At 44.2% G+C, this 23,540-nt stretch carries 14 protein-coding genes and 6 pseudogenes; 15 read left to right on the plus strand and 5 right to left on the minus strand.

The genetic code is table 11. From position 1 onward, the window contains the following. Window positions 1-1,507 (plus strand): annotated as a pseudogene (locus tag JCM10512_RS12170) (BACON domain-containing protein); the annotation flags it as partial. After that, the gene (locus JCM10512_RS12175; protein ID WP_148298385.1) at window positions 1,432-1,794 is read left to right on the plus strand and encodes a fibrobacter succinogenes major paralogous domain-containing protein; all 363 of its coding nucleotides are present in this window, start codon (window positions 1,432-1,434) and stop codon (window positions 1,792-1,794) included. The pseudogene JCM10512_RS12170 and the gene JCM10512_RS12175, both read left to right, overlap by 76 nt. Window positions 1,795-2,199: 405 nt before the next feature. Here the strand turns inward: JCM10512_RS12175 and JCM10512_RS23925 are convergent, their stop codons facing one another. Both JCM10512_RS23925 and JCM10512_RS23930 read right to left on the minus strand, forming a co-directional pair. Next, a complete protein-coding gene (locus JCM10512_RS23925) occupies window positions 2,200-2,919 on the minus strand; it encodes a lipid II:glycine glycyltransferase FemX (protein ID WP_244437157.1) in 720 nt (239 codons plus the stop codon). Continuing rightward, window positions 2,877-3,320: a GNAT family N-acetyltransferase gene (locus JCM10512_RS23930; protein WP_244437158.1), complete on the minus strand. Its 444-nt coding sequence runs from the start codon at window positions 3,318-3,320 to the stop codon at window positions 2,877-2,879. Before JCM10512_RS23930 ends, JCM10512_RS23925 begins: the two co-directional genes overlap by 43 nt. 311 nt (window positions 3,321-3,631) lie before the next feature. Here JCM10512_RS23930 and JCM10512_RS12185 point away from each other — a divergent pair. Further along, window positions 3,632-5,517: pseudogene (locus tag JCM10512_RS12185) on the plus strand (beta-galactosidase). A gap of 221 nt (window positions 5,518-5,738) precedes the next feature. Here JCM10512_RS12185 and JCM10512_RS12190 read toward each other — a convergent pair. Together JCM10512_RS12190 and JCM10512_RS12195 are read right to left on the minus strand one after the other, a co-directional pair. Then, window positions 5,739-6,233, minus strand: coding sequence for a hypothetical protein (locus JCM10512_RS12190; RefSeq protein WP_044163422.1), 495 nt, complete (start codon window positions 6,231-6,233; stop codon window positions 5,739-5,741). A gap of 38 nt (window positions 6,234-6,271) precedes the next feature. Beyond that, on the minus strand, window positions 6,272-6,730 hold the full coding sequence (locus JCM10512_RS12195) for a GNAT family N-acetyltransferase (protein ID WP_044163424.1): 459 nt from the start codon (window positions 6,728-6,730) through the stop codon (window positions 6,272-6,274). 141 nt (window positions 6,731-6,871) lie between these two features. Here JCM10512_RS12195 and JCM10512_RS12200 point away from each other — a divergent pair, with 141 nt between their 5' ends. From JCM10512_RS12200 to JCM10512_RS12235, 8 genes and pseudogenes are all read left to right on the plus strand, one after another. Beyond that, a complete protein-coding gene (locus tag JCM10512_RS12200) occupies window positions 6,872-7,417 on the plus strand; it encodes a signal peptidase II (RefSeq protein ID WP_044163508.1) in 546 nt (181 codons plus the stop codon). Between the two features lie 550 nt (window positions 7,418-7,967). Then, on the plus strand, window positions 7,968-8,330 hold the full coding sequence (locus tag JCM10512_RS12205) for a DUF488 domain-containing protein (protein WP_044163511.1): 363 nt from the start codon (window positions 7,968-7,970) through the stop codon (window positions 8,328-8,330). Between the two features lie 84 nt (window positions 8,331-8,414). Next, window positions 8,415-9,646, plus strand: a pseudogene (locus JCM10512_RS12210) (Cof-type HAD-IIB family hydrolase). Further along, entirely contained in the window at window positions 9,643-10,752 is a 1,110-nt protein-coding gene (locus JCM10512_RS12215) for an isochorismate synthase (RefSeq protein WP_044163426.1), read from the plus strand. The pseudogene JCM10512_RS12210 and the gene JCM10512_RS12215 overlap by 4 nt, the downstream one beginning before the upstream one ends. A gap of 95 nt (window positions 10,753-10,847) precedes the next feature. Further along, window positions 10,848-12,515: a 2-succinyl-5-enolpyruvyl-6-hydroxy-3-cyclohexene-1-carboxylic-acid synthase gene (menD, locus tag JCM10512_RS12220; RefSeq protein WP_044163428.1), complete on the plus strand. Its 1,668-nt coding sequence runs from the start codon at window positions 10,848-10,850 to the stop codon at window positions 12,513-12,515. A 3-nt stretch (window positions 12,516-12,518) separates the two neighbouring features. Further along, on the plus strand, window positions 12,519-13,343 hold the full coding sequence (menB, locus tag JCM10512_RS12225) for a 1,4-dihydroxy-2-naphthoyl-CoA synthase (protein WP_044163430.1): 825 nt from the start codon (window positions 12,519-12,521) through the stop codon (window positions 13,341-13,343). Between the two features lie 2 nt (window positions 13,344-13,345). Next, window positions 13,346-14,376, plus strand: a pseudogene (locus tag JCM10512_RS12230) (o-succinylbenzoate synthase). Then, window positions 14,376-15,474, plus strand: a pseudogene (locus tag JCM10512_RS12235) (AMP-binding protein). Before JCM10512_RS12230 ends, JCM10512_RS12235 begins: the two co-directional pseudogenes overlap by 1 nt. Here JCM10512_RS12235 and JCM10512_RS12240 read toward each other — a convergent pair. Further along, a complete protein-coding gene (locus tag JCM10512_RS12240) occupies window positions 15,451-16,014 on the minus strand; it encodes an RNA polymerase sigma-70 factor (protein WP_044163432.1) in 564 nt (187 codons plus the stop codon). The pseudogene JCM10512_RS12235 and the gene JCM10512_RS12240 sit on opposite strands and share 24 nt — an antisense overlap. 312 nt (window positions 16,015-16,326) lie before the next feature. On the opposite strand from JCM10512_RS12240, the pseudogene JCM10512_RS12245 reads away from it, so the two are divergent. The 4 genes and pseudogenes from JCM10512_RS12245 to JCM10512_RS12260 all read left to right on the plus strand — a co-directional run bounded on the left by JCM10512_RS12245 (window position 16,327) and on the right by JCM10512_RS12260 (window position 23,512). Next, window positions 16,327-17,239 (plus strand): annotated as a pseudogene (locus JCM10512_RS12245) (FecR family protein). A 251-nt stretch (window positions 17,240-17,490) separates the two neighbouring features. Next, entirely contained in the window at window positions 17,491-20,790 is a 3,300-nt protein-coding gene (locus tag JCM10512_RS12250) for a SusC/RagA family TonB-linked outer membrane protein (protein ID WP_044163435.1), read from the plus strand. 24 nt (window positions 20,791-20,814) lie between these two features. Then, a complete protein-coding gene (locus JCM10512_RS12255) occupies window positions 20,815-22,410 on the plus strand; it encodes a RagB/SusD family nutrient uptake outer membrane protein (protein ID WP_052517193.1) in 1,596 nt (531 codons plus the stop codon). 70 nt (window positions 22,411-22,480) lie between these two features. Continuing rightward, the gene (locus JCM10512_RS12260) at window positions 22,481-23,512 is read left to right on the plus strand and encodes a glycoside hydrolase family 18 (RefSeq protein WP_044163438.1); all 1,032 of its coding nucleotides are present in this window, start codon (window positions 22,481-22,483) and stop codon (window positions 23,510-23,512) included. Window positions 23,513-23,540 lie beyond the last annotated feature (28 nt).

The raw sequence follows: 23,540 nt of genomic DNA on the forward strand, positions 1-23,540 counted from the left end.
CGGTGAAGTGGGCGAGATTAATGAGTCGGGTGGTTATCGCCTGGCACTCAGTCCGGGAAGCATCTTCGAGTTCTACCGCAACGGCGATCCTCAAATAGTTAATATAAAGACCGACTATCCGGGTGGATGGAAAGTGGTTGGAGTAACCGAAGAAGATAAAACAACCTTGATCGATCAAACAAGCGGTTGGCTGAAGGTGGACAAACCGAAAAATGAGGCGCAAGGCAAGGATGGTTCGAAAGTACCGATGACCCTTACGGTGGATGCTAACAATACTGGTAATGAACGTGTAGGTTATATCTACATCCAATATGCCAATACTAAGATATACCTGACTGTAAATCAATCGACGGATGACGAGGTGAGTATAGAGGTTACATCGAATGGCCAGGTTGTGAGTGAATTACTATTTACCTCTATGGACGAAACTATATCACAGAAGCTCGATATAAAATGGTCTCCTAGCGACGGTGATCTAGCTATTGTCAATTCTGCTCCTGGCTCTTTTCCTTTTGAGGGAGACATGCCGGGTACAACAACAGTATCCGGTGGTACGGGAATCATTTCTTATGCAATAACTCCGATTGCTTTTATTCCTGAGGATAAAGAGAAGCCTTTTGAAAGGATTTCCAAACTGGACTTTACCACTACCGATGGAATCAACCATGCTTCGGCATCGGTATTCCTACGCCATGTCAATTATAATATGTCTGCCGAAGAGATTGCTTCCTCTTATTCGCCTAATGGAAGTACGTATACTTTCAAGATAAAAAGTAATGTCGATTGGAGGATAAAGTCAATAGAGCCGAGCAGTGATAAACTATTGAATATTCAATCAGGAGACAATCTGGTAGAGGGATTCAGGGGCAATGCCAATCTTTCGACGGGTACCGCTGTTCAGTTTACTGTTGTCAATGATGAGTTCTCCGGAGTTAAAGGGACTGTAGATGTTGTATTTGAGAGTGCAGATATGCCTCCAAAATTTGCTGAAAAGAAAATCACTCTTGAAATAATGGGTGAATATTATCCAAAGACACATGGAGGTTGGGCAGGTTCCAACATCTATTGGGACGGTACGAAGTTAACCTTTGATGATAGTTTGGGAGAGAGTGCACCTCATAAGAAATACCAGGGCGTCTTCTTCAACTGGGCTAGTCTTTACGGTATTCCTCCTGCTAATACTTACAATGTTGGAAGTACGGCTTGGAGCAGTAGCGATGGAGTTTATGGACCGAGTGGTTGGGAATACATTTTGGTCTGGCTTAAGTGGCCGCAAGTTGCACAGGTTGCTATTCCATCTAATCCTCCGGTCGGAAAAACCGAAAGAGACCGTGCCTATCTCTATGAAATAACGGATGGTTCAAAAGGCATTGGAGATATTTGTAAATATCTTACGGAGAAAGCCGCAGGTGGTCTACTTTATGGTAAAAAATGGCGGATGCTACCTCCAACGAATTTGAGAAGGCGGAGGATTACAAATGGATTGGTGGTTACGAAGGCACTGTAATGGATCCTAAAGAAGAGGTTGACGGCAGTCGCATTATAGAAAGAGCTTATATAAGAGAGAAAACATATTTCCCTGCTGCCGGAAGCCGCCAATCAAATGCTGGAAAATTGACTGCTATGGGGATAGAAGGGTCTTATTGGGCATCATCGCCTCAGAATAACATTTACACATACTACCTGAGTTTCCGTAGGAATAGCGGTGAAGACAAGATTAATACAGAATATGCTTACACTAATTTTTCACGTCGTAATGCATGTAGTGTCCGTTGCGTTGTAGACATAAAATAAGAGCGAACTAGCCTATTCGATTCTTTTGATTTATCCCTTCGGTGCATTTAAATGCACCGAAGGTACATACCGCTTATTAGGAGTTAAGAAAGAAATAGCACAGCCTATATTTCTCAGTTGTAAAGTATGCCTAATTAGCGGAAAAGGCAGAACCTATTTCCAACCGATTTTATACATGAAACAAAATATAATAATCCCTATCCTTTTTCGGAAGTTAATATGATGAAATGAAGTCTTAGTTATTATGCGATGCAGATACGGACTTCTTCCGATCTAGCCTTTATGGCTTTGGTAAATCAGGTGTCGTGAGACACTGGTGTTTAGTTTTATAAATTTTGTTTTTGACCGCGTGGATTGAGATAATTCGCGCGGTTTTCTTATAGGTCTATGCCGGAAAAAGGGATATTATTGTTGATAATATCCCTGACGATTCATTTCATAAGCTTGGAAAACGGCATACTTATCCGGATCGAGCGGATAGTCCCAACAACCTAACTGGTGATAGATTTGTCCGCCGAAACCTTGCTTGAACTTATAGAGTCCGTACATGGGGTGCGAGGGCTCGGGACGTGGTGCGATGCCGAACATATCATATTCCGTGCAGGCGTTCGCCTTAGCTAACCGGATGGCTTCCCATTGCAGAGCGTAAGTAGGCATGAGGTTTCTGTGCTCAGACGAAGAAGCTCCATATAAATACGTCGCCCGATGGCTCGATAAAACTAAGAACATAGCGGCTAGCGGCTGGTCTCCGGTATAAGCAACGAGTAGTTTGACTTGCACATCTTTACTTTCCTGCTCCATCTTCGTGGTGAATACCATTCGGAAATATTCCAGACTGTTGGTATTGAGTCCGTTGCGAATGGCTGTTTCACAATACAACTGATACCAGATGTCCAATCCTTCGATACCTACATTACGTACCTCAATCCCTTTGCGTTTCGACAGATTGATGTTATACCGGGTTTTGGATTTCATCTGTGCCAAGATTTGCTCTTCCTCATTCCGCAAGTCGAGCAGAATGGTATGAGCCGGCAGAATGTTGCTATTACTCTTCTTTAGGTTCCAATTGCAGGTCCCATAGTTTAAACGTAACTCCTGAAAAGTTTTGGCGGGTGAGCTTTCCAAATCCCGTTCTCATCGAAATCATCTTCTTTGCACCAATGCGACTCCCAATTCAGATCATAGCGCAGAGCCAAACAGTTGTTGGGCAGGTGCGAACGCAACGATTCGGATAGTTCTTCCAGAAAACTACCTTGATTCTCTTCCGAAGGCTCTATCTCCGGGCCATAAGGTAAATATGCTACATAATCTGTGCTGTTGAGGTACTCGAAAAAGACAATAAAGTCAGCTTGTGTATAAGAATATCCTCCCACATTCAGGTAAAGGTCGCTGTTTTTGATCTTAAAATCAAAAGCGGCAGACGGTATGCCGTGATGTTGTTTCACGTTTGACCAGAAAGAAGTCTGTTGTATGATCGGCGTGCTGTAAGCATCGATAACCTCTTTCGGCTCAATTTCTAATGTCATAACTCCAACTATTAAAATAAAAACTGCAAAGGTAGGCAAAAAAGCTGTGATTCGACCCATCTTTGGTGAGAAGAACCCCTGACGCATGGACGCGAACCAATGAGCGAAAGTTTACCATGTGCAGCAATCGGGGAGAAATTCGGCTTTTGCCCGATTATTCTCAGATTGTTCGTTCGCAAATACACGGGAAAACTCTATATTTGCATCAGAGAACGAATCTTTGTGGTCTGATAGAAGCTACTTTAGCATAAGCAGCTATCAATATATTATTTCAATTATGAACATGAATTTATAACCCAATTTCATTTACTATGCTAAGAAAATCAATTTATTGGCTTTTACTCGCTGCCATTTTTCCAATGTTTGCTTACCCCCAATCCCCCAAAACATTCGAAATTAAAAATGGACATTTCTATCGAAACGGTAAAGAAACTCCGGTTCTTTCCGGCGAAATGCATTACATGCGCATCCCTCATCAGTATTGGCGGCATCGGCTGCAAATGATGAAGCTATGGGGCTTAACACAGTGGCTACTTACGTATTCTGGAACTTCCATGAGCCGGAACCGGACAAGTGGGATTTTACCGGCGATAAGAATCTGGCGGAGTACATCCGGATAGCCGGAGAGGAGAACATGATGGTTATCCTGCGCCCTGGCCCTTATGTGTGTGCCGAATGGGAGTTCGGTGGCTATCCCTGGTGGTTGCAGAATATAAAAGGTATGGAGATTCGAAGAGATAATCCGGAATTTCTGGCGCGTACCAAAAGCTACCTCGAACGTTTGTACAAAGAGGTGGGCAGTTTGCAATGTACCAAAGGAGGACCTATCATCATGGTGCAATGCGAGAACGAGTTTGGTTCTTATGTGGCTCAACGAAAGGATATTCCACTGGAAGAGCATCAGGCGTATAATGCCAAGATCAAACAGCAATTGATCGATGCCGGATTTAATGTACCGATGTTTACTTCGGATGGCAGTTGGCTGTTTGAAGGCGGCGCTACTCCGGGAGCTTTGCCGACTGCTAACGGTGAAAATGATATAGAAAATCTTAAAAAGGTAGTCAATCAGTATCATGACGGCAAAGGGCCTTACATGGTTGCCGAGTTCTATCCCGGCTGGTTATCGCATTGGGCGGAAGACTTTCCGCAGATCAGCGCTTCGAGCATTGCTCGTCAAACAGAGAAGTATTTGCAGAACGATGTCTCTTTTAATGTATATATGGTACACGGAGGAACGAACTTCGGCTTTTCGAGTGGAGCGAATTATGACAAGAAGCGGGATATTCAACCCGACTTGACTAGTTATGATTACGATGCGCCTATCAGCGAAGCCGGTTGGGAAACTCCCAAATACGATTCGCTTCGCAACGTGATTAAGAAATATGTGAAATATCCTGTTCCTGCTATTCCGGCTCCCATAGCTACGATCGAAATACCCTCCATTCAGTTGGATAAGGTAATGGATCTGTTGGCTTATGCCGAAAAGCAAAAACCGGTATTGGCGGAAGAACCTTTGACTTTTGAACAGCTGAACCAGGGATATGGCTATGTGCTGTATACCCGTCATTTCAATCAACCGATCTCCGGCACGCTCGAGATTCCCGGTTTGAGAGATTATGCGGTGGTTTACGTGGACGGAGAGAAAGTAGGCGTACTGAACCGGAATACGAAGACCTATTCACTTGAGATAGACGTACCTTTCAATTCTACTGTGCAGATTCTGGTAGAGAATATGGGACGAATCAATTACGGTAGTGAGATTGTGCACAACAATAAAGGGATTATCAGTCCGGTTAAGATTGCCGGTAAAGAGATACAAGGCAATTGGAAAATGTATTCTTTGCCGATGGCCGAAGCTCCTGATGCTGATAAGCTGGGTGTGGCAAACTCTGCTTCCGCGACTACCAAGTTGAAGAATATGCCGATTGTCTATAGCGGTAAATTTACACTCGACAAGGTGGGTGATACGTTCATCGACATGGCCGACTGGGGTAAAGGAATTATCTTTGTTAATGGCATCAACATCGGACGCTATTGGCAGGTAGGACCGCAGCAAACGTTGTATATCCCCGGGGTATGGTTGCGAAAAGGAGAGAACAAGATTGTTGTTTTCGAGCAATTGAACCTCAAACCACAGAAAGAACTTCGGACAACGAAAGTACCTGTTCTTCAAGAACTGAAATCCGAATTGAACTGAAATAATGGTTCTTGAACCTAAAAGAGGATGTGTCAAAACTGATTCATCCTCTTTTTTTATCCTTGTCTGGTCCCTATGCGGTTCATGTGCTTGTTCTATGGGACAAACATACTAATCCTCATCGGCATTGTAGTGAAGGTTCTCGATTTGGAATGGATCAGGAGTATAACGGGGATATGTCTGTTTTTACACATCCCCTTTTATAAATCTATTACTATTTCTTATTTTATAATTGTAATTAGCCTTCTGTCTTTATCTTCATTCTGATGACCAACTCCCCATACTTTTTTCCCATTTAATTCTACTCCAACACAAATTGTAGATGAATTTGTTTTGTTTGTTTCTATAGATATGGTGTCTACATTCGATATGTCCCACTTGAGGTAGGATATAGACTTGTCATAAGTTGCATTAGGAAAGATTCTTAGTATATATTTGTTATAATCTGCATTAGGAGGTAACAGCATAAACCCATTCGGAGCATCTGAATCTTTTTTATAATAAACTATTTCTTTATTATTTATCAAATAAGTTAAGGTCAATTTATTTAGATCTACATTCTTGTCATTTTTGCTTTCAGGATTAAGCAAATCATTCCCATCTTTGTCTGTAACGTACATATCTATATATGTGTCATTTACAGATATAGAGGTATGCTCTTCTTGGCTGCAAGAATAAAATAAACTTAGAATAAATATGATATATATGTATTTCATAACTTGATGTTTTAGGGGGTTATATAGAATCGTTCTTGCTATTTCGGTTCAGAATCGGTTGCGCAAGGAGCCATCCGATACACGTTGGTCGGTTTCTGTTCGAATCCCACGCGCTGATAGAGTTGGTTAGCCGCTATTCGTTGAGGCGAAGAAGTCAGCATTAGCAAAGGTACTTTGCATTGCTTTACATACTCGATGGCATGAGCAACGAGCAGTTTGCTATATCCTTTTCCCCGGTAATCTTCGTCCACCACTACGTCTTCGATCCATGCTTTGCCACCTGTGGGGCTGTAGTATATGCCTACGGTAAGCATTCCGATCGTTTTCTCGTTGCTTTGCAGTAGGAATAAATGGCTGTTGGAATCGGCCAGTAGTTCCTGAAGGGCTTGGTCGTCAAAAGGGAAAGGCTGATCACTCAGTTGTTTGAGGAATCCCTGTATAATCGGTGTGAGTTCAGGGGTGAATTGTTCTGCTTTTGTGATTCTTATTGTTTCCATGGAATAGATTGTTTAGTTTGTCATTGAGTAGACAAAGATATTAAATAATGTAATAGAAAAGAGTGTCTGTCGAAACTTTACTATCTTTCCGGCAAAAGCGAGACCTTTTATAGGCGGTTGGCTCAAAATACTGTTAGAAATATGAAAGTACGAAGCATTATTCTTTTGATTGCGCTATTGGTTGGACTTGATCAGGCGGTTAAACTGCTTATTTATCAATATTTTATGGATGTCAACTTTGAAATTATACCTCGGGTACTTGACTTTAAACCCTTTTTCAATAGCAAGTATAGTTTTGTGAATCATTCAATCCACAAAGGAACAGGCATGGATGCAGGGTTGATATTTCATATTGTCCTATTTGCGCTAATATGGCTTGTCGTATTTGTGTTTTATCGATTTTATAAGCGAGTTGCTCCCACGAATAAGACGCTTGACGTCTCTTTCAGCTTGCTGACGGCAGGGGTTCTATGCGCCTATTTAGGAATCTTGGTTTGGGAAGAGGGGGTACTCGACTTTCTACAGCTTAGGCCGTTTGGCAAAATTATTTTCGACTTGAAGGATCTCTATATTAACTGCTTTGTTGTATGCTTACTTATAAGTACAAAGAGGGTTGAGTCCAGACATCATATTAAACTAAAAGATATGGCTGACTATCTGAAAGGCTTATTTGGCGGAAGAGCTTGATTTCAGATAGTCAGCCATAGTCACACTAAGATACATTCGGGTGACAAGGTGTTGCTATGCCTTCAAGCTACTGACACCTTTTCAAGTTACCTTGCACTAAAATTGAAGAAGAACCTTGTTTTTATAAATTTGCTTTCACTTGTCTTAGGAGTTGGATAGTAGTAAGTCAAGTACTAAGCTATACCGCGTGGCAGGGTCACAAATTTGTAAAAGCTAAAATGCTATCGCAAACTTTCCGAGAGAATAAAGCCCTGTCTCATACGAAATACAGCCAAAAAGAATGAGAGATAGGCTCAAAAATGATGAGAGATAGGCTCAAAAAGAGGGGAAAATGCGGGAAAATGATGAGAGATACCGCTTTTGAAAAGTATCTCTCATTGTGTAATACGTTGAATTATTGATTGTTAAGTGAAAAATGATGAGAGCATGAGAGATAAAATATTTTATCTTGTATGTAGGGGAGGGGGGAAGTATGACTTCAAATGAGACAGCTGCGCAGAACATTTTCAAGGTTCTATTGGTTTACTTTAAAGATCAAAGTATAAACAAAATGGTTCAATTTAAGATAAAACGTGTGTATGAAGATTATGCCGAAGCCGATGGTTACCGGGTGCTGGTAGATAAACTCTGGCCTCGGGGAATGAAGAAAGAGGCGTTGAAGTATGATTATTGGGCAAAAGATATAACCCCTTCCACGGCCTTGCGACGGTGGTGTCATGAAGATATACCGGGACATTGGAACGAGTTCACCATCCGGTATCAAGAAGAGTTGGCCGATTCTTCCCATGTAGCCGACTTTCTCGACCTCATCAAACCCTATCCTGTAGTCACTTTGCTTTATGCTTCGAAGGAACCGGTGCACAATCATGCCCGTATTCTGCGGGATTATTTGGAAATACATCTGAAAGAGTGATCATAAAGTAACATTTATCTGTTTCCGCTTTTTATGGTTCGCGCTATTTTTTACCTTTGTAGCTCAATTCAAAACTGAGAAGTCATGAAGTACAAATTATTAGTTCTCGATGTAGACGGGACTCTTCTCGATAATTCGAAGGAAATAAGTAAGCGCACATTAGCTGCTTTAGTCAAAGTGCAGCAAATGGGCGTGCGTGTCGTGCTGGCATCCGGCAGACCAACTTATGGACTTATGCCATTGGCTAAGACACTGGAGTTGGGTAACTATGGAGGATATATTCTTTCTTATAACGGCTGTCAGGTGATAAACGCCAAAGACGGAACGTTGCTCTTTGAACGACGTATCAATCCCGAAATGTTACCCTATCTGGAGAAGAAAGCACGTAAGAATGGTTTTTCAATGTTTACCTACAATGAAAATATTCTTGTTACCAATGATCCGGATAATGCGCATATACAATATGAAGCCCAACTAAATAACCTTGAAATCGTTCGGGAAGACAACTTCTCGATAGCCGTAGACTTTGCACCCTGCAAATGTATGTTGGTAAGCGATGACGAAGAGACGTTGGTAGGCTTGGAGGAGCATTGGAAGAGACGTTTGGCGGGTACGCTGGATGCGTTCCGGTCGGAATCTCATTTTCTGGAAGTTGTGCCCTGCGGCATTGATAAAGCCAATACCTTAGGCGCATTGATGGAAATGCTGGGCGTTAAGTCCGAAGAGGTCATAGCGATTGGCGACGGTGTGTGCGATGTCACGATGATCCAAATGGCCGGAATAGGAGTTGCCATGGGCAATGCGCAGGAGTCGGTGAAGCGATGTGCCGAAATGGTAACCGCTTCCAACGAAGAAGACGGAGTAGCAATTGCCGTGGAGAAAACGATTCTGACCGATTTTCGTCCGGAGAATATTTCGTTAGACCACCTCAATTCGCAGGCGCAACACGCCTGATGGGTAATTTAGGTATCCTATATACTTATGTTTCCGAAGATCGGGTAGAAGCAACCATGCCGGTTGATTACCGCACCCGCCAGCCTTTCGGCATTTTGCACGGAGGAGCGACGCTTGCGCTAGCCGAAACCGTTGCCGGGCTGGGATCGATGGTGTTATGCCAGCCGGACGAATTTGTTGTCGGTATGCAAGTAAGCGGAAGTCATATCTCTTCGGCACACGAGGGCGATACGGTACGTGCTGTGGCAACCATTGTACATAAAGGACGTTCGTCGCATGTTTGGAATGTGGACGTCTTTACTTCAACCAACAAACTGGTGTCTTCTATACGGGTAGTCAACAGTGTGATGAAAAAGAGATGATAGGCGAAGATAAGAGATGTAAATTGACAACGATTGACGAGCTCATCTTGCAGCAACAACCTTTTGCCGTTTACCGGACTCCGGGTAGCGAGAAATTTCGACTCTTGCGCCAGGAACACGGAAGCATTCGGCAACTCAAGGATTTGAAAGAGTTGAACGGAGAACGAGGCTTTGTCATTGCACCGTTTCGGGTGAGTGAACAACATCCGATTGTGCTGTTGCAGCCCGATGAAGATATTGACTTTTGTACGTTTGATGCGGACGAACCGTTGGAAGCGGGTACACAATCTCTTTCGGACGAGCAGATGGAAACTCTCAGCACGGAGGGATATGGTGTCTGTTTCCGGACTTTTTTAGAAGCGCTGCAAAACAAGACGTTCGAGAAGTTGGTGCTCTCACGTAGTATCACCGAAGAACGGATGGAAGGTTTTTCTCCTGCCGCCGCTTTTCGTGCCGCTTGTAGCCGGTATGTTCATTCGTATGTCTATCTGTGCTATACGCCCCAGACAGGAGTCTGGCTTGGAAGCACTCCCGAAATAATTCTGTCGGGCAGACAAGGCGAATGGAATACGGTTGCTTTGGCGGGAACTCAATCGTTACAGAATGGAGAGTTGCCTCAAGTATGGGATGAAAAGAACCGGGAAGAGCAGGCGTATGTAACTGCTATATCCGTCGTCAACTCCATTCGTTGGGTATCGAAGCGCACGAAAAGTCCTTACCCGGCTTATGCGGGAGCGTTGTCGCATCTTAAAACCGATTTTCGCTTTTCGTTGAGCGATCCCGACAACTTGGGTGATCTACTCGAAGTGCTCCATCCCACGCCTGCCGTTTGCGGATTGCCGAAGGAAGAAGCGTACCGTTTTATTCTGGATCACGAAGGGTACGACCGTAAGTACTATTCGGGCTTCATCGGATGGCTCGATCCGGACGGGCAAACAGACTTGTATGTCAATCTGCGTTGTATGAATGTGGAAGCCGACCGGCTTGTACTCTATGCGGGCGGCGGACTTTTGGCTTCTTCGGAGGTGAATGACGAGTGGGTGGAAACAGAGAAGAAATTGCAGACCATGAAGCGGCTTATCCTTTCCACGCCAACCCTTTCTTAGGATAAAGGGCGTGCTCGGAGATCGATTAAATGAATATAAATAAATAGATAATAACCCGTCTTTCCATTGGGAGATGGGACTAGTGAAAGGCTTTTATGTATTCGGATAAGAAAAATATATTGCAGTTGGTGGCTCTACTACGGGCACATGGAGTTACGCAGGTAGTACTCTGCCCCGGTAGTCGGAACGCACCCCTTATTCACACGCTGTCTACGCATCCCGACTTTACGTGCTATTCGGTGACGGACGAGCGGAGTGCGGGATTCTTTGCGTTGGGACTTGCGTTGAATGCAGACAAACCCGCTGCCGTTTGCTGTACATCCGGTACGGCGTTGCTCAATTTGCATCCCGCAGTTGCCGAAGCGTACTATCAACAAGTACCGTTGGTCGTTATTTCCGCCGACCGTCCTGCCGCCTGGATCGGACAGATGGACGGGCAAACGCTTCCTCAACCGGAGGTGTTTAGAACCTTGGTCAGGAAGTCGGTCAATCTGCCTGAGATACATACCGAAGAAGATGAATGGTTCTGCAACCGTTTGGTGAATGAAGCGTTGCTTGAAGTCGATCATCATGGCAAAGGCCCCGTACATATTAATATACCGCTTTCCGAACCGCTGTTCCGGTTCTCGACAGAAACACTTCCCGAAGTGCGTGTCGTCAGCCGTTATCTGAGTTGGCGAGCATACAAGAATCAAGATAAAGACCTGTCCGCGCGACTGAACGGATATGGAAAGCGAATGGTGATTGCCGGCCAGCATCGGGGGAATGTTTGTTTTCCGAAAGAGTTGGAAGCGGCTTTATCCGGTCGGTTCACTTGGCTGGCGGAACATATCGGCAACCGGGCCGTACCAGCCGGAGCTGTCAGAAACTTCGATACAGCACTTTATGCCATGTCCGAAGAGATGAAGGCGGAGGTGGCACCGGACTTACTCATAACTTACGGCGGACACATCGTGTCGAAACGATTGAAGAAACTGATTCGGGAGAATCCGCCCAAAGAACATTGGCATATTTCCCCGGACGGAGAAATAGCCGACTTGTTTGGTGCGTTGACGACCGTTTTTGAGATGGAGCCTTTCGAGTTTCTGCAAGAGGTGGCTACCGTTCTTGTTGTCCACAAACCGGATTACCCCCGTATGTGGAAGAATCTATGTACTGCAATTCCTTTGCCGGACTTAGCCTATTCGGAAATGTCCGCCATCGGAGCGTTGCTCAATTCCCTGCCGGAGAATAGCGTTTTGCATTTGGCAAACAGTTCCTCCATCCGGTACGCACAGCTGTATACCTTGCATCCAACCATCGAAGTTTATGGCAACCGGGGGACGAGTGGTATCGAAGGTTCACTTTCTACCACAGTCGGTTATGCGGCTGCTTCCGATAAACTGAACTTTGTTGTTATCGGAGATCTTAGTTTCTTTTACGATATGAATGCTTTGTGGAACAATCACCTGCGGACTAACTTACGTATTCTGTTGCTCAACAACGGGGGCGGGGAGATATTCCAAACCTTACCCGGACTGGAAGCATCGGGCGTGTCGCATCGGTTTATAACTGCCACACATCAGACTACTGCCAAAGGATGGGCGGAAGAACGCGGATTCCGCTACCGGGCGGTCGCTCATGAAAGCGAGTTAGCGGAGGCAATATCCTTTTTAGCACAACCGGAACACATCGATCAGCCCGTGCTGGTGGAAGTGTTTACCGATAAGGATGCGGACACTCGCATCTTGAAAGATTATTATCATCAATTAAAACAAGTATAGATTATGTCAGTACAGAGAGAATGGACGACTATCAGAGAATACGAAGATATTCTGTTTGATTATTATAATGGAATAGCACGCATCACGATCAATCGCGAACGGTATCGCAATGCGTTTACACCTACTACTACCGGTGAAATGAGTGACGCGTTGCGCATCTGCCGGGAGGAAGCGGACATTAGTGTGGTTGTGATAACCGGTGCGGGCGATAAGGCTTTCTGTTCGGGAGGCGATCAGAATGTGAAAGGACGTGGCGGATATATTGGTAAAGACGGTATACCTCGACTGAGTGTGCTCGATGTGCAAAAGCAGATCCGCAGCATTCCCAAACCGGTCATTGCGGCTGTCAATGGCTTTGCTATCGGTGGAGGCCATGTACTGCACGTGGTTTGCGATCTTTCCATCGCTTCCGAAAACGCGATCTTTGGGCAAACAGGACCTCGTGTGGGAAGTTTCGATGCCGGATTTGGTTCCTCTTACCTTGCTCGGGTGGTAGGTCAGAAGAAAGCACGCGAAATATGGTTCCTTTGTCGGCAATACAATGCGCAGGAAGCACTCGACATGGGTCTGATCAATAAGATCGTTCCGTTGGAGCAGCTCGAAGACGAATATGTGCAGTGGGCGGAAGAGATGATGTTGCTCAGTCCGTTGGCGTTGCGCATGATTAAAGCCGGATTGAATGCCGAACTGGACGGACAGGCAGGTATTCAGGAATTGGCGGGTGATGCTACGATGCTCTATTATATGACTGATGAAGCGCAGGAAGGAAAGACTGCTTTCCTTGAAAAACGCAAACCGAACTTCAAACAGTACCCCAAGTTTCCTTAATGATGGATTGCAAAATCAACATAGTCCCGCACGTGTTGCACTTTAAACAACCGGCGGGGACTTCACGAGGTGTATATACCACTCGGAAAGTGTGGTATATACATTTCACTTCTTCCGACAATCCCGGTCGGGTGGGGATCGGAGAGTGTGCTCCTTTGCCCGACTTGAGTTGGGATGCCTTGCCCGATGCCGATTATGAGCAGGTGTTGAACCGTGCTTGTCGGCAAGTTGAAGAGCAAGGAGGTGTACTGGATTATGAAGCGTTGCAAGATTATCCGTCCATCCTTTTTGGTTTGGAAACAGCGATTCGTCATCATGCTGCGGGTAGTTGGGCACTTTGGGATACTCCTTTCTCACGCAGTGAAGCGGGTATTCCGATTAACGGGCTGATCTGGATGGGCGACTACGACCGGATGCTGACTCAGATCGAAACGAAGATGCAGGCAGGATTCCGTTGCATCAAGCTAAAGATCGGTGCCATCCATTTTGATGAAGAACTGGCTTTGTTGAAGTATATCCGTGCGCACTTCTCCCGGGCTGAGATCGAACTTCGGTGGATGCCAACGGGGCTTTCTCGCCAAGCGATGCGCTGGATAAACTCAAACGGCTTGCCGAACTGGATTTACATTCCATCGAACAGCCGATTTGTGCCGGACAGTGGGCTGAAATGGCTCGCCTGACTTCCGAATCTCCTTTACCGATTGCGCTGGACGAAGAGTTGATCGGCTGCAATGCTTTGCATGGTAAAGAGAAACTTCTTTCCGTCATTCGTCCTCAATATATAATTCTGAAGCCGTCGTTGCATGGTGGCATTTGTGGAGGAGAGGAATGGATTGCACTAGCTGAAAAACGAAATATCGGTTGGTGGATCACTTCGGCGTTGGAGTCGAATATCGGTTTGAATGCGATAGCCCAGTGGTGTGCAACGTATAATAACCCGTTGCCACAAGGCTTGGGCACGGGAATGCTTTTTACTGATAATGTAGAGATGCCGCTTGAAATACGAAGCGATTGTATGTGGTTCGGCAAATGATGGAGTTCGATCGGCATAAGCAGCGTTTGTGTTTGGAGGGTAAAATTTACACTCCGGAAGAGATATATCAGCTTGTTGGTGAGGGCAGAGGGGATCTTTCCTCCGCTCAGACCGATCTGTTTCTGTTTTTAGCCAAGTGGTTTGACGATTCACCTTCTATAATCGTACATACTTCCGGTTCCACGGGCGAGCCGAAAGAACTCTCAGTCTGTAAAGATCGGATGATGCAGAGTGCCCGCCTGACTTGCGAATATCTCGACTTGCAAAAGGGTGAAACCGCTTTGCTCTGCATGAACCTTCGATATATTGGTGCAATGATGGTTATAGTCCGCTCGTTGGTTGCCGGATTGAATCTTATTGTTCGCCCCGCATCCGGTCATCCGTTGGTCGATGTGGAAGAGCAGTTGCAGTTTGTGGCAATGGTTCCGTTGCAGGTATACAACACATTACAGGTGCCGGAAGAGAAAGAACGGTTGATGCGTGTAGGTAATTTGATTATCGGGGGAGGTGCTGTCGATGAGGCGTTGGTCAGTGCACTTAACGCTCTGCCCGGAGCTGTTTATTCCACTTACGGCATGACGGAAACCCTCTCGCATATCGCTCTTCGCCGGCTGAACGGAGAGTCGGCTTCCGATCACTATCATCCTTTCTCATCTGTCAACTTATCTCTTTCGCCGGAAAGCACCTTGATTATCGAAGCACCGCTCGTTTGTGAAGAAGTTCTGCAAACCAATGATGTGGCTCGTATCTACCCGATGGTAGTTTCACGATTCTGGGACGGGCAGACAATGTGATTAATACCGGAGGATTAAAGTGCAGGCCGAAGAGTTGGAAAAACGGATTCATTCGATTATTGACGCTCCTTTGGTAGTCACCTCGATTGCGGATGAACGTTTGGGGCAGGCTGTCACGTTGTTGCTTGGCAAGCAGGTGGATCTTGTGATGCTTGAGCAAGAACTCTCCCGGATATTATCTCCTTATGAGTGTCCGAAGCATATTTGCGTGGTGGATGCTATTCCACAGGTAGGAAATGGTAAGGTTGATCGGATGCAATGTCGCGTGCTGGCGGAACGTTTACTGCTGGATCGGGAAAAGTAATAGCAGTGCGAGCGGTAGAAAATCTTTTAATTCACTTCGCAGAAGCTCCATCGTCTTTTGCTTATACCGGTTGATGGACTTCACGCTGAGGTTCATCTCTTCGGCTATTTCGGAATGTGTTTTTCCTTCAAAGAAGCTTTTCATAAAGACGGTTCGGTAGTTGTCGGGTAGCTTATTGAGCGTTGCATATAGCATGCTGTAGAGTTCGTTCAACGTGAAAATACTGTCGGCCTCTGTTGCGTAAATCGGATCTTTCTTCTGGAGAGTTTCCGCATAATTCCATTCATATTCCTGGTGTTTGAGGTAGTTCAGGCAGCTGTTGCGCACGCACATTTTGATATAGGCCAATGCGGTGGACGACTGGAAGTCTAATGAGTCAATCTTATCCCATAACAAGGTGAATACATCCGACACGATGTCTTCACGAGCCTCTCTGTCATCTATAAATCTTTTTGCATACAGGCAGAAAGGTGCGTAATATTCTTCATAGAGCTGTTTGAAGGCTCGTTCTTTAGTCTGTTTCGAAAAAGATAACTTCATTCTAATTAGATTCTGTATTCCGAGAATTTTTGCAAATATATGAAAGATAATTAGGAAGTCCCCCTTTTGGATGTTTTTTTGTATGTCTATGCGGTTTTCCGGCATGGCATGGGCAGTAGTTTTGTGTGGTAAATGGCTCTATGCAGCAACAGGGCAGGAAGTAAACGGCCCGATAGATGGATGAAATTTGTGCGAGTTTTGAGCTGAAATAAAAAAAAGAATGTTTTTGCTGTCCCTTTATGTTGCCCTCAGTTGTATTATAAGTGTAAAAGCAACTAAAACGATACAACATTGAAAGAGAATTTAGAAAATATGAATCCGGAATCACTGCTTCGCAAGGCTCAAGCATTGGGATATGATATCCGCGAAATGGAGTCTATCGACACGATAAAGGCTTATAAGCGAGCGCAGGATAAGATAGAAAAGCGTCAGAAGAAGAACTTCTACCAGCACGTGATGCGCTATGCAGCCTTTCTGACAATACCTTTGCTACTGTCTTCTTTCATTTTAGCTATCTGTATTTCTACGGTGCCAAGGTGAATGAGCAATATGCGGAAGTGACAGCGGCTACAGGATCGGTCATACGCTATGAATTGCCGGATCATTCGGTTGTTTGGTTGAACTCCGGAAGTACGTTACGCTACCCAACGGTGTTCAGACGGGACAATCGGAAAGTGGAACTGAAAGGAGAAGCTTATTTTGAAGTTGAAGCCGATAAGAAGAGACCTTTTTATGTAAATACGCCTGGTGGATTGAGCGTTTATGTGTATGGCACGAAATTTAACGTCAATGCTTATGAGGATGATAATAGCGTAGAAACGGTATTGGAAACAGGAAAAGTGAATGTTATATCTCCGGACGGTGAACATGAAATACATTTGTTGCCGGGAGAACGACTACTCTATGATAAGTTAGCACATACCATGTCGAAAGGGGTGGTTGATGTCTATGAGAAGGTAGCTTGGAAAGATGGTAAACTGATATTCCGCAATGCCGCATTGGATGAGATCTTTAAACGTCTGGCACGGCATTTCAATGTAGACATTCAGTTTAACAACAAAACCGGGAAAGAATATAAGTACCGGGCGACGTTCCGGGACGAGACTTTACCTCAGATACTGGACTATCTGCCAAGTCGGCCTCACTGAAGTGGCGAACAGAAGAAGGCGTTCAACAAGCTGATGAAACATTTACAAAGAAAAAAATAATAGTTGATTTATATTAATAACTTTTAAAACGGAAGTAGCCTATGATATAACACAGAAAAACAAAACAAGGAAGACAGCTGCTACCAACAGCCATCTTCCCCTCGATCGCTCTAAGATTCACGGTGAAAGGTCTTGCAAACACTATCCGGAATCAACCCAAAGTTCATTATAGTAATAAACTCTAGTTAACCGCAAATGTATGAAAAAAAATCATCCATTTATTGCAATATGTCCAAAATATGCTTTAAATCTAAAACTTCCTTTAGTTATGAGGATTAGTCTGGCACTACTTTTTACAGTAGTATTACAACTTTCAGCAGAGAATGGATATGCCCAACGAACCCGGATATCTATCTCTATGTCGAATGTTTCGATTGAACAAGTGTTAAACAAAATAGAGGATAATTCTGATTATGTATTCCTCTATAATGACAAAACGATTCAAACGAATCGGGTTGTTACAGTAAGTAATAAATCCGGAAAGATTCTGGATATTCTCGATGACATCTTTCAAGGTACTAACATCTCTTATACAGTTGTAGACAAACAGATAATTTTGGCTACAAAGAAGGTGGATGCAGTAACTCAAGAAGTGGGCGTTCAAATTAAAGGTATCGTTAAAGATACACAAGGCGACCCTTTGATCGGTGTAAATGTGAAAGTAAAAAACACATCATCCGGTACCATTACCGATATTGATGGTCGGTTTGCTTTGCAAGCTAAGAAAGGAGATCAAATTGAAGTCTCTTACGTAGGATATACCACGCAGGTCTTGAAAATCAGCGGAACTCAACCTCTATCGATTGTACTTCAGGAGGATAACCGAGTTCTGAACGAGGTCGTTGTGACGGCATTGGGTATCAAGAAAGAAGCGAAATCTCTTTCTTATAATGTACAGCAGATTAACAATGACGAGATTACGCGTGTAGCTGATGCGAACTTTGTGAACAACTTGAACGGTAAAATTGCCGGTGTTACAATTAATGCGTCAGCGTCTGGAGTCGGAGGTTCTTCACGTGTGGTAATGCGTGGTACCAAGTCTATCAACGGTAATAACAATGCGCTCTATGTAGTAGATGGTATTCCGATGATTGATATGACGGCTTCTTCTACTCAACCTACCGATTCTTACGAAGGGGCAGGGCAGACGGGTGATCCTATTTCCGGAATTAACCCGGATGATATCGAAAGTATATCTGTATTGAGTGGTCCTTCGGCTGCTGCCTTGTATGGTAGTGCTGCTGCCAATGGTGTTGTAATGGTTACAACTAAAAAGGGTAAAGAAGGACGCACATCGGTGACTATTTCTAACAATACGACTTTTTCTTCTCCGCTTGCTTTGCCGGAGTTCCAGAATACGTATGGACAGTCTGAAACCGGAAGTTATTATAGCTGGGGAACTAAGTTGAATACTCCGAGCAGCTATGATCCGAAAGACTTTTTCCAAACCGGACTCAATGTGACTAACGGTGCTAGCTTGTCTACAGGTACAGATAAGAATCAGACTTATTTGTCACTTGGTACAACGAATGCCCGAGGAATTATTCATAATAACGATTACGAACGTTACAACTTGACTTTTCGTAATGTGGCTAAGATGCTAAAAGATAAGCTGACGCTGGATATGAGCTTTATGCTCAGTTCGGTGAAAGAGCAAAATATGACTTCTCAGGGACTTTATTTCAACCCGCTGGTTTCTCTCTATTTGTTTCCCGCCGGTGATGATTTCTCTAAAGTGCAGGCTTATCAACGTTATGATGCGGAACGCAACCTGATGACACAATACTGGCCGTACAGTACGAGCTTGGCTTTGCAAAATCCATATTGGACCACGGAGCACATAAAAATGCCTAACCACAAAAACCGCTATATGGCTACTGCATCGGCGAAGTATGATTTTGCTGACTGGGTTAATTTGACTGCTCGTGTAAAGATGGATCGTAACAATGAGCGTCGCGAACGCAAATACGATGCAGGTACGAATACACTTTTTGCTTCTAAATACGGTTTTTACTCAAAGAGTAACATCGAAAATCAACAAGTATATGGTGAGTTGTTGCTGAATATCAATAAGTATTTTGCCGCTAACACGGTGAATCTAACAGCCAACGTTGGTGCGAACTTCGAGAATAATGATTACCAAGCAGACTATTTTGGTGGTAAGCTGAAGTCTGTTGCCAACCTTTTCACTTTTGGTAACGTAAATACTACGGAAAAGAATCTGGCTAATCAATATGGTTACCATATGAAGAAGCGTGCAGTCTTTGCCAGTACACAGATTGGTTATAAGTCAATGGCTTATTTGGATGTGACTGCTCGTAACGACTGGTCGTCTACCTTTAAAGGAACTGACACCGGATCATTCTTCTATCCTTCTGTCGGTCTTTCAGGTATTATCACGGATATCTTCCATTGCAGTACAGACATCATGCCTTATATGAAGGTTCGCGTGTCGTACTCGGAAGTAGGTAACTCTCCGGCCGTATTCTTGGCTATTCCTACTTATGCGTTGGTAGATGGTGTGCCCGTAACTCAATCTCGCCGCCCCAATCCGAACTTGAAGCCTGAACGTACAAAGTCTTGGGAGGCCGGTTTCAACTTTGTATTCTTCCAGAATAAGTTAAGACTTGATGCGTCGATTTATAACTCACGTACCTATAATCAGTTCTTTGAACGTACGCTTTCGTCTACTACCGGTTACAAATCGGAGGTTGTGAATGGTGGTCGTGTAGATAATAAAGGTGTTGAGCTGTCGTTGCGCTATGAAGATAAGTGGGGAGACTTCGGTTGGAGTTCGTACCTGACTTATTCGTTGAACAAGAATAAAGTAGTGGAATTGTTGCGCAATTACGAAGACCCTTATACACATGAACTGACTACGTTGAATAAAATCGATATGGGTGGTACAAGTATGTATAAGATGATCTTGACCGAAGGCGGTTCTATTGGCGATATTTATGTGAATACTCTTCGTACCGACGAACATGGCGCTATCTATGTACATCCTTCGGATCAAGTGGTTGTGACGCAACCTGACGTTTTCGTGAAGGCTGGTAATAGTGCTCCTAAATACAACTTAGGTTGGGGAAATACGCTGACGTATAAAGGCGTTTCATTGGGATTCTTGTTTACGGCACGTGTAGGTGGTATCGTAGTTTCACAGACTCAGGCTACTATGGACGCATACGGTTCATCGAAGGCCACAGCTGATGCTCGTGACAATGGAGGTGCTCTCGTGAATGGCCGTCCGATCGGTGCAGAAGATTATTATACGAAGATAGGTGGCTCCGGTGCTCAGGGAGGAATTGGCTCGATGTATACGTACAGCGCTAGCAATATCCGTTTGAGTGAGTTGTCGTTAGGCTATAACGTACCGATTAACAAGTATGTAGATTGGATCAAGAGCATGAATGTATCTTTTATAGGTAAAAACCTTTTCTTCCTATACAAAAAGGCTCCGTTTGATCCTGAATTAACTGCAAGTACAGGAACTTATTTCCAAGGCATTGACATGTTCATGTCGCCAAGTTTGCGCAATTTGGGATTCTCTGTGAAAGTTAATTTCTAATCAAAATTATAAATTGTAGAAGATATGATATTAAATAAAATATTATCATGGAGTAAGCTTCCTGTCATGGGAATGTCTTTGATTCTATTAAATACTACTTCATGCATTGATTATATTGATAATGTGAATCCGAATGAGGTGACAGAGGAGATGATGGAGGTCGATAACCTGAAAACAGGGGCTTTCTTTTCTCAGATGATCCGACGGGTTGTTATCGTTAATGATGGAGACAAACTCGACTCTGACTATCAGATCGCTCAAAATCTATCACATGACCTTTATTCGGGTTATATAGCTGCCACTTTAGGTTCTACGAACCATAACGGTCAGTATAACTTTCAGGAGCAATGGGTGAATGCTACATTTGACTATGCATACACCGGTATCATGGCTCCTTGGCAGAATATACATAAAATAGCTACGGAACAAGGTCTGGCTGAAGTAGATGCATTGGCTACTATCGTAAAGGTAGAAGGTATGCACCGGATTGCCGACTCATTCGGTCCGATTCCGTATGTAACCTACGGCTCTTCCAGCTTATATAATTCTATGGACAAGGTTTATGCCCAGTTCTTTGAAGAATTGGATAACGCGATTGAAGTATTGGGCAACTATGTCAATGGTAATAGTAATGCCAAACTGATGAGTGATTATGATTGTGTATATGCCGGTAATGTAGCCAAATGGGTGAAGTTCGCTAATACGCTACGTTTGCGTCTGGCTATACGTGTCGCTTATGCCGATGCTGAATTGGCGGAAAAGGAAGCTCTGAAATCAGTTCAATCTCCTTTCGGATTGATCGAAACGAAAGCCGATCGCGCCGAATTGTTGCACAATATGTTGGAGTACCATCATCCGTTGCACGAGATTGCTTATAACTTCAACTCGGGCGACTGTCGGCCGGGTGCTACCATTGTTTCGTATATGAGCGGATTGAAAGACCCTCGCGTGAGTTCTTACTTTACTGCTGCAGCAGACGGTAAGTATCACGGGGTACGCATTGGTATCACTACAAGCAACATGAGCAATTATCAAGGTGACAAGATTTCCAACTTAAACATTGCCCGTGCATCGACTCCGGTTGTATGGATGACGGCTGCTGAATCTTCCTTCCTGCGTGCTGAAGGTGCTTTACGTGGTTGGACGATGGGTGGAACTGCCAAACATTTCTACGAACAGGGCGTACGCATCTCTTTTGAAGAGAATAATGCTGCAGGTATAGACGATTATTTGGCTGATGCCACTTCTACTCCGGGAGCTTTCACCGATAATGTGGGAAGTGATAACTACACATTTACCAGTAAGGTTACTCCGGCATGGAACGAGAGTGCCGGTTTTGAAAGTAAGCTGGAACGTATAATTACCCAGAAATGGATCGCCATATATCCTGACGGACCGGAGGGATGGAGTGAATACCGTCGTACGGGCTATCCGGAAGTGATTCCTGTGGTAAGAAACAGTAGTAACGGTACGATCAACACAACCTTGCAGGTTCGTCGGTTGCCTTATACACGTGATGAAAAGATTAATAACGCTGACGGTGTTGCCAGTGGTATTGCCGCTTTGGGAGGACAAGATAATGGTGGAACAAAACTTTGGTGGGATCAGAGAGCTCGCTGAGACTTGGGACTATAACTTTGTTTAATAAAAAACTGATTACAATGAAGACAAAAATAACGAGTTACTTGCTTTGCTTGTCGGTGCACTGGCTTTTTATAGTTGTGATACTGATATTGAGTCCGAAGCAATACAAAAACTCAAAACTTATGATGAGCAGTATTATAAAAACCTTCGCGAATATAAAAAGAGCGATCATGCTGTCTTTTTTGGCTATTATGCAGCTTACGCTCCTATCGAGGGGGTAGAAGGGTATAAAGATCCCGCTTCATGGGGCGAGCGTTTCATCGGTTTGCCGGACAGTCTGGATATCGTTAACTTATGGATGGGAATTCCAAGTAACGATCCGTCGGAAGTTAATTATATGCCTATCGCTTATCAAGATATGCGCCACTGTCAGCAGGTGAAAGGTACGCGTTTTGTATCTCATACCGATGCTTCCTGGCATACCGAGTTTACGTATAACGGGAAAAAATGGGATTTGAATGTGGATGGTGAAGAGGGACTGAAAGCGTATGCCGAAAGTATTGTTGCCGATATCTTGAAGTACGATATTGATGGTACGGACATTGACTACGAACCTCGTGGATATTGGGGAGATGGCGGAGTTCGCTTTGAGATTCTTTGCAAATATCTGGGCGAACTGATTGGTCCGAAAGGAATACATTCGGATAAGTTGTTTATAATCGACTATTATAGCGAAAGGCCTCCACGTAGTTCGGGCGAATTAGTGAATTACTATGTACAGCAGTGTTACGGATTCGGTTCCGCATCCCGTTTGCAGAGTGCATACGCCGCTGTTAACTGGATTGAACCTTCCAAATACATCTGTTGCGAGACATTTGGTGATTACTATGAAAACGGTGGAGTTGCCTTTACCGAAGCAGACGGTAACACGATCACTTCTCCTGTATGGAGCGATCCGGTAGGTAAGGGAACGCGAATGTATTCGATGGAAGGTATGGCACGTTGGAATCCGACTCAGGGTAGAAAAGGCGGTTTTGGCGCTTTCTACTTTGACCGTGACTATTATTCAAAGACTGGTGTACCCTACTACAATGTCCGTCGTGGTATTCAGCTTTGTAACCCTTCTATCAAGGAGTAATTTGGTTTGTTGGATGAATATATAAAAA

The sequence above is a fragment of the Bacteroides reticulotermitis JCM 10512 genome, assembly GCF_000517545.1.
GTDB classification, from domain to species: domain Bacteria; phylum Bacteroidota; class Bacteroidia; order Bacteroidales; family Bacteroidaceae; genus Bacteroides; species Bacteroides reticulotermitis.

Bases quoted from the DNA above. Each gene is read 5' to 3' on its own strand.
- JCM10512_RS12175 (WP_148298385.1), top strand. From the start codon at position 1,432: ATGGCGGATGCTACCTCCAACGAATTTGAGAAGGCGGAGGATTACAAA.
- JCM10512_RS23930 (WP_244437158.1), bottom strand. From the start codon at position 3,320: ATGACATTAGAAATTGAGCCGAAAGAGGTTATCGATGCTTACAGCACG.
- JCM10512_RS12190 (WP_044163422.1), bottom strand. From the start codon at position 6,233: ATGAAATACATATATATCATATTTATTCTAAGTTTATTTTATTCTTGC.
- JCM10512_RS12195 (WP_044163424.1), bottom strand. From the start codon at position 6,730: ATGGAAACAATAAGAATCACAAAAGCAGAACAATTCACCCCTGAACTC.
- JCM10512_RS12200 (WP_044163508.1), top strand. From the start codon at position 6,872: ATGAAAGTACGAAGCATTATTCTTTTGATTGCGCTATTGGTTGGACTT.
- JCM10512_RS12205 (WP_044163511.1), top strand. From the start codon at position 7,968: ATGGTTCAATTTAAGATAAAACGTGTGTATGAAGATTATGCCGAAGCC.
- JCM10512_RS12215 (WP_044163426.1), top strand. From the start codon at position 9,643: ATGATAGGCGAAGATAAGAGATGTAAATTGACAACGATTGACGAGCTC.
- menD (WP_044163428.1), top strand. From the start codon at position 10,848: ATGTATTCGGATAAGAAAAATATATTGCAGTTGGTGGCTCTACTACGG.
- menB (WP_044163430.1), top strand. From the start codon at position 12,519: ATGTCAGTACAGAGAGAATGGACGACTATCAGAGAATACGAAGATATT.
- JCM10512_RS12240 (WP_044163432.1), bottom strand. From the start codon at position 16,014: ATGAAGTTATCTTTTTCGAAACAGACTAAAGAACGAGCCTTCAAACAG.
- JCM10512_RS12250 (WP_044163435.1), top strand. From the start codon at position 17,491: ATGAGGATTAGTCTGGCACTACTTTTTACAGTAGTATTACAACTTTCA.
- JCM10512_RS12255 (WP_052517193.1), top strand. From the start codon at position 20,815: ATGATATTAAATAAAATATTATCATGGAGTAAGCTTCCTGTCATGGGA.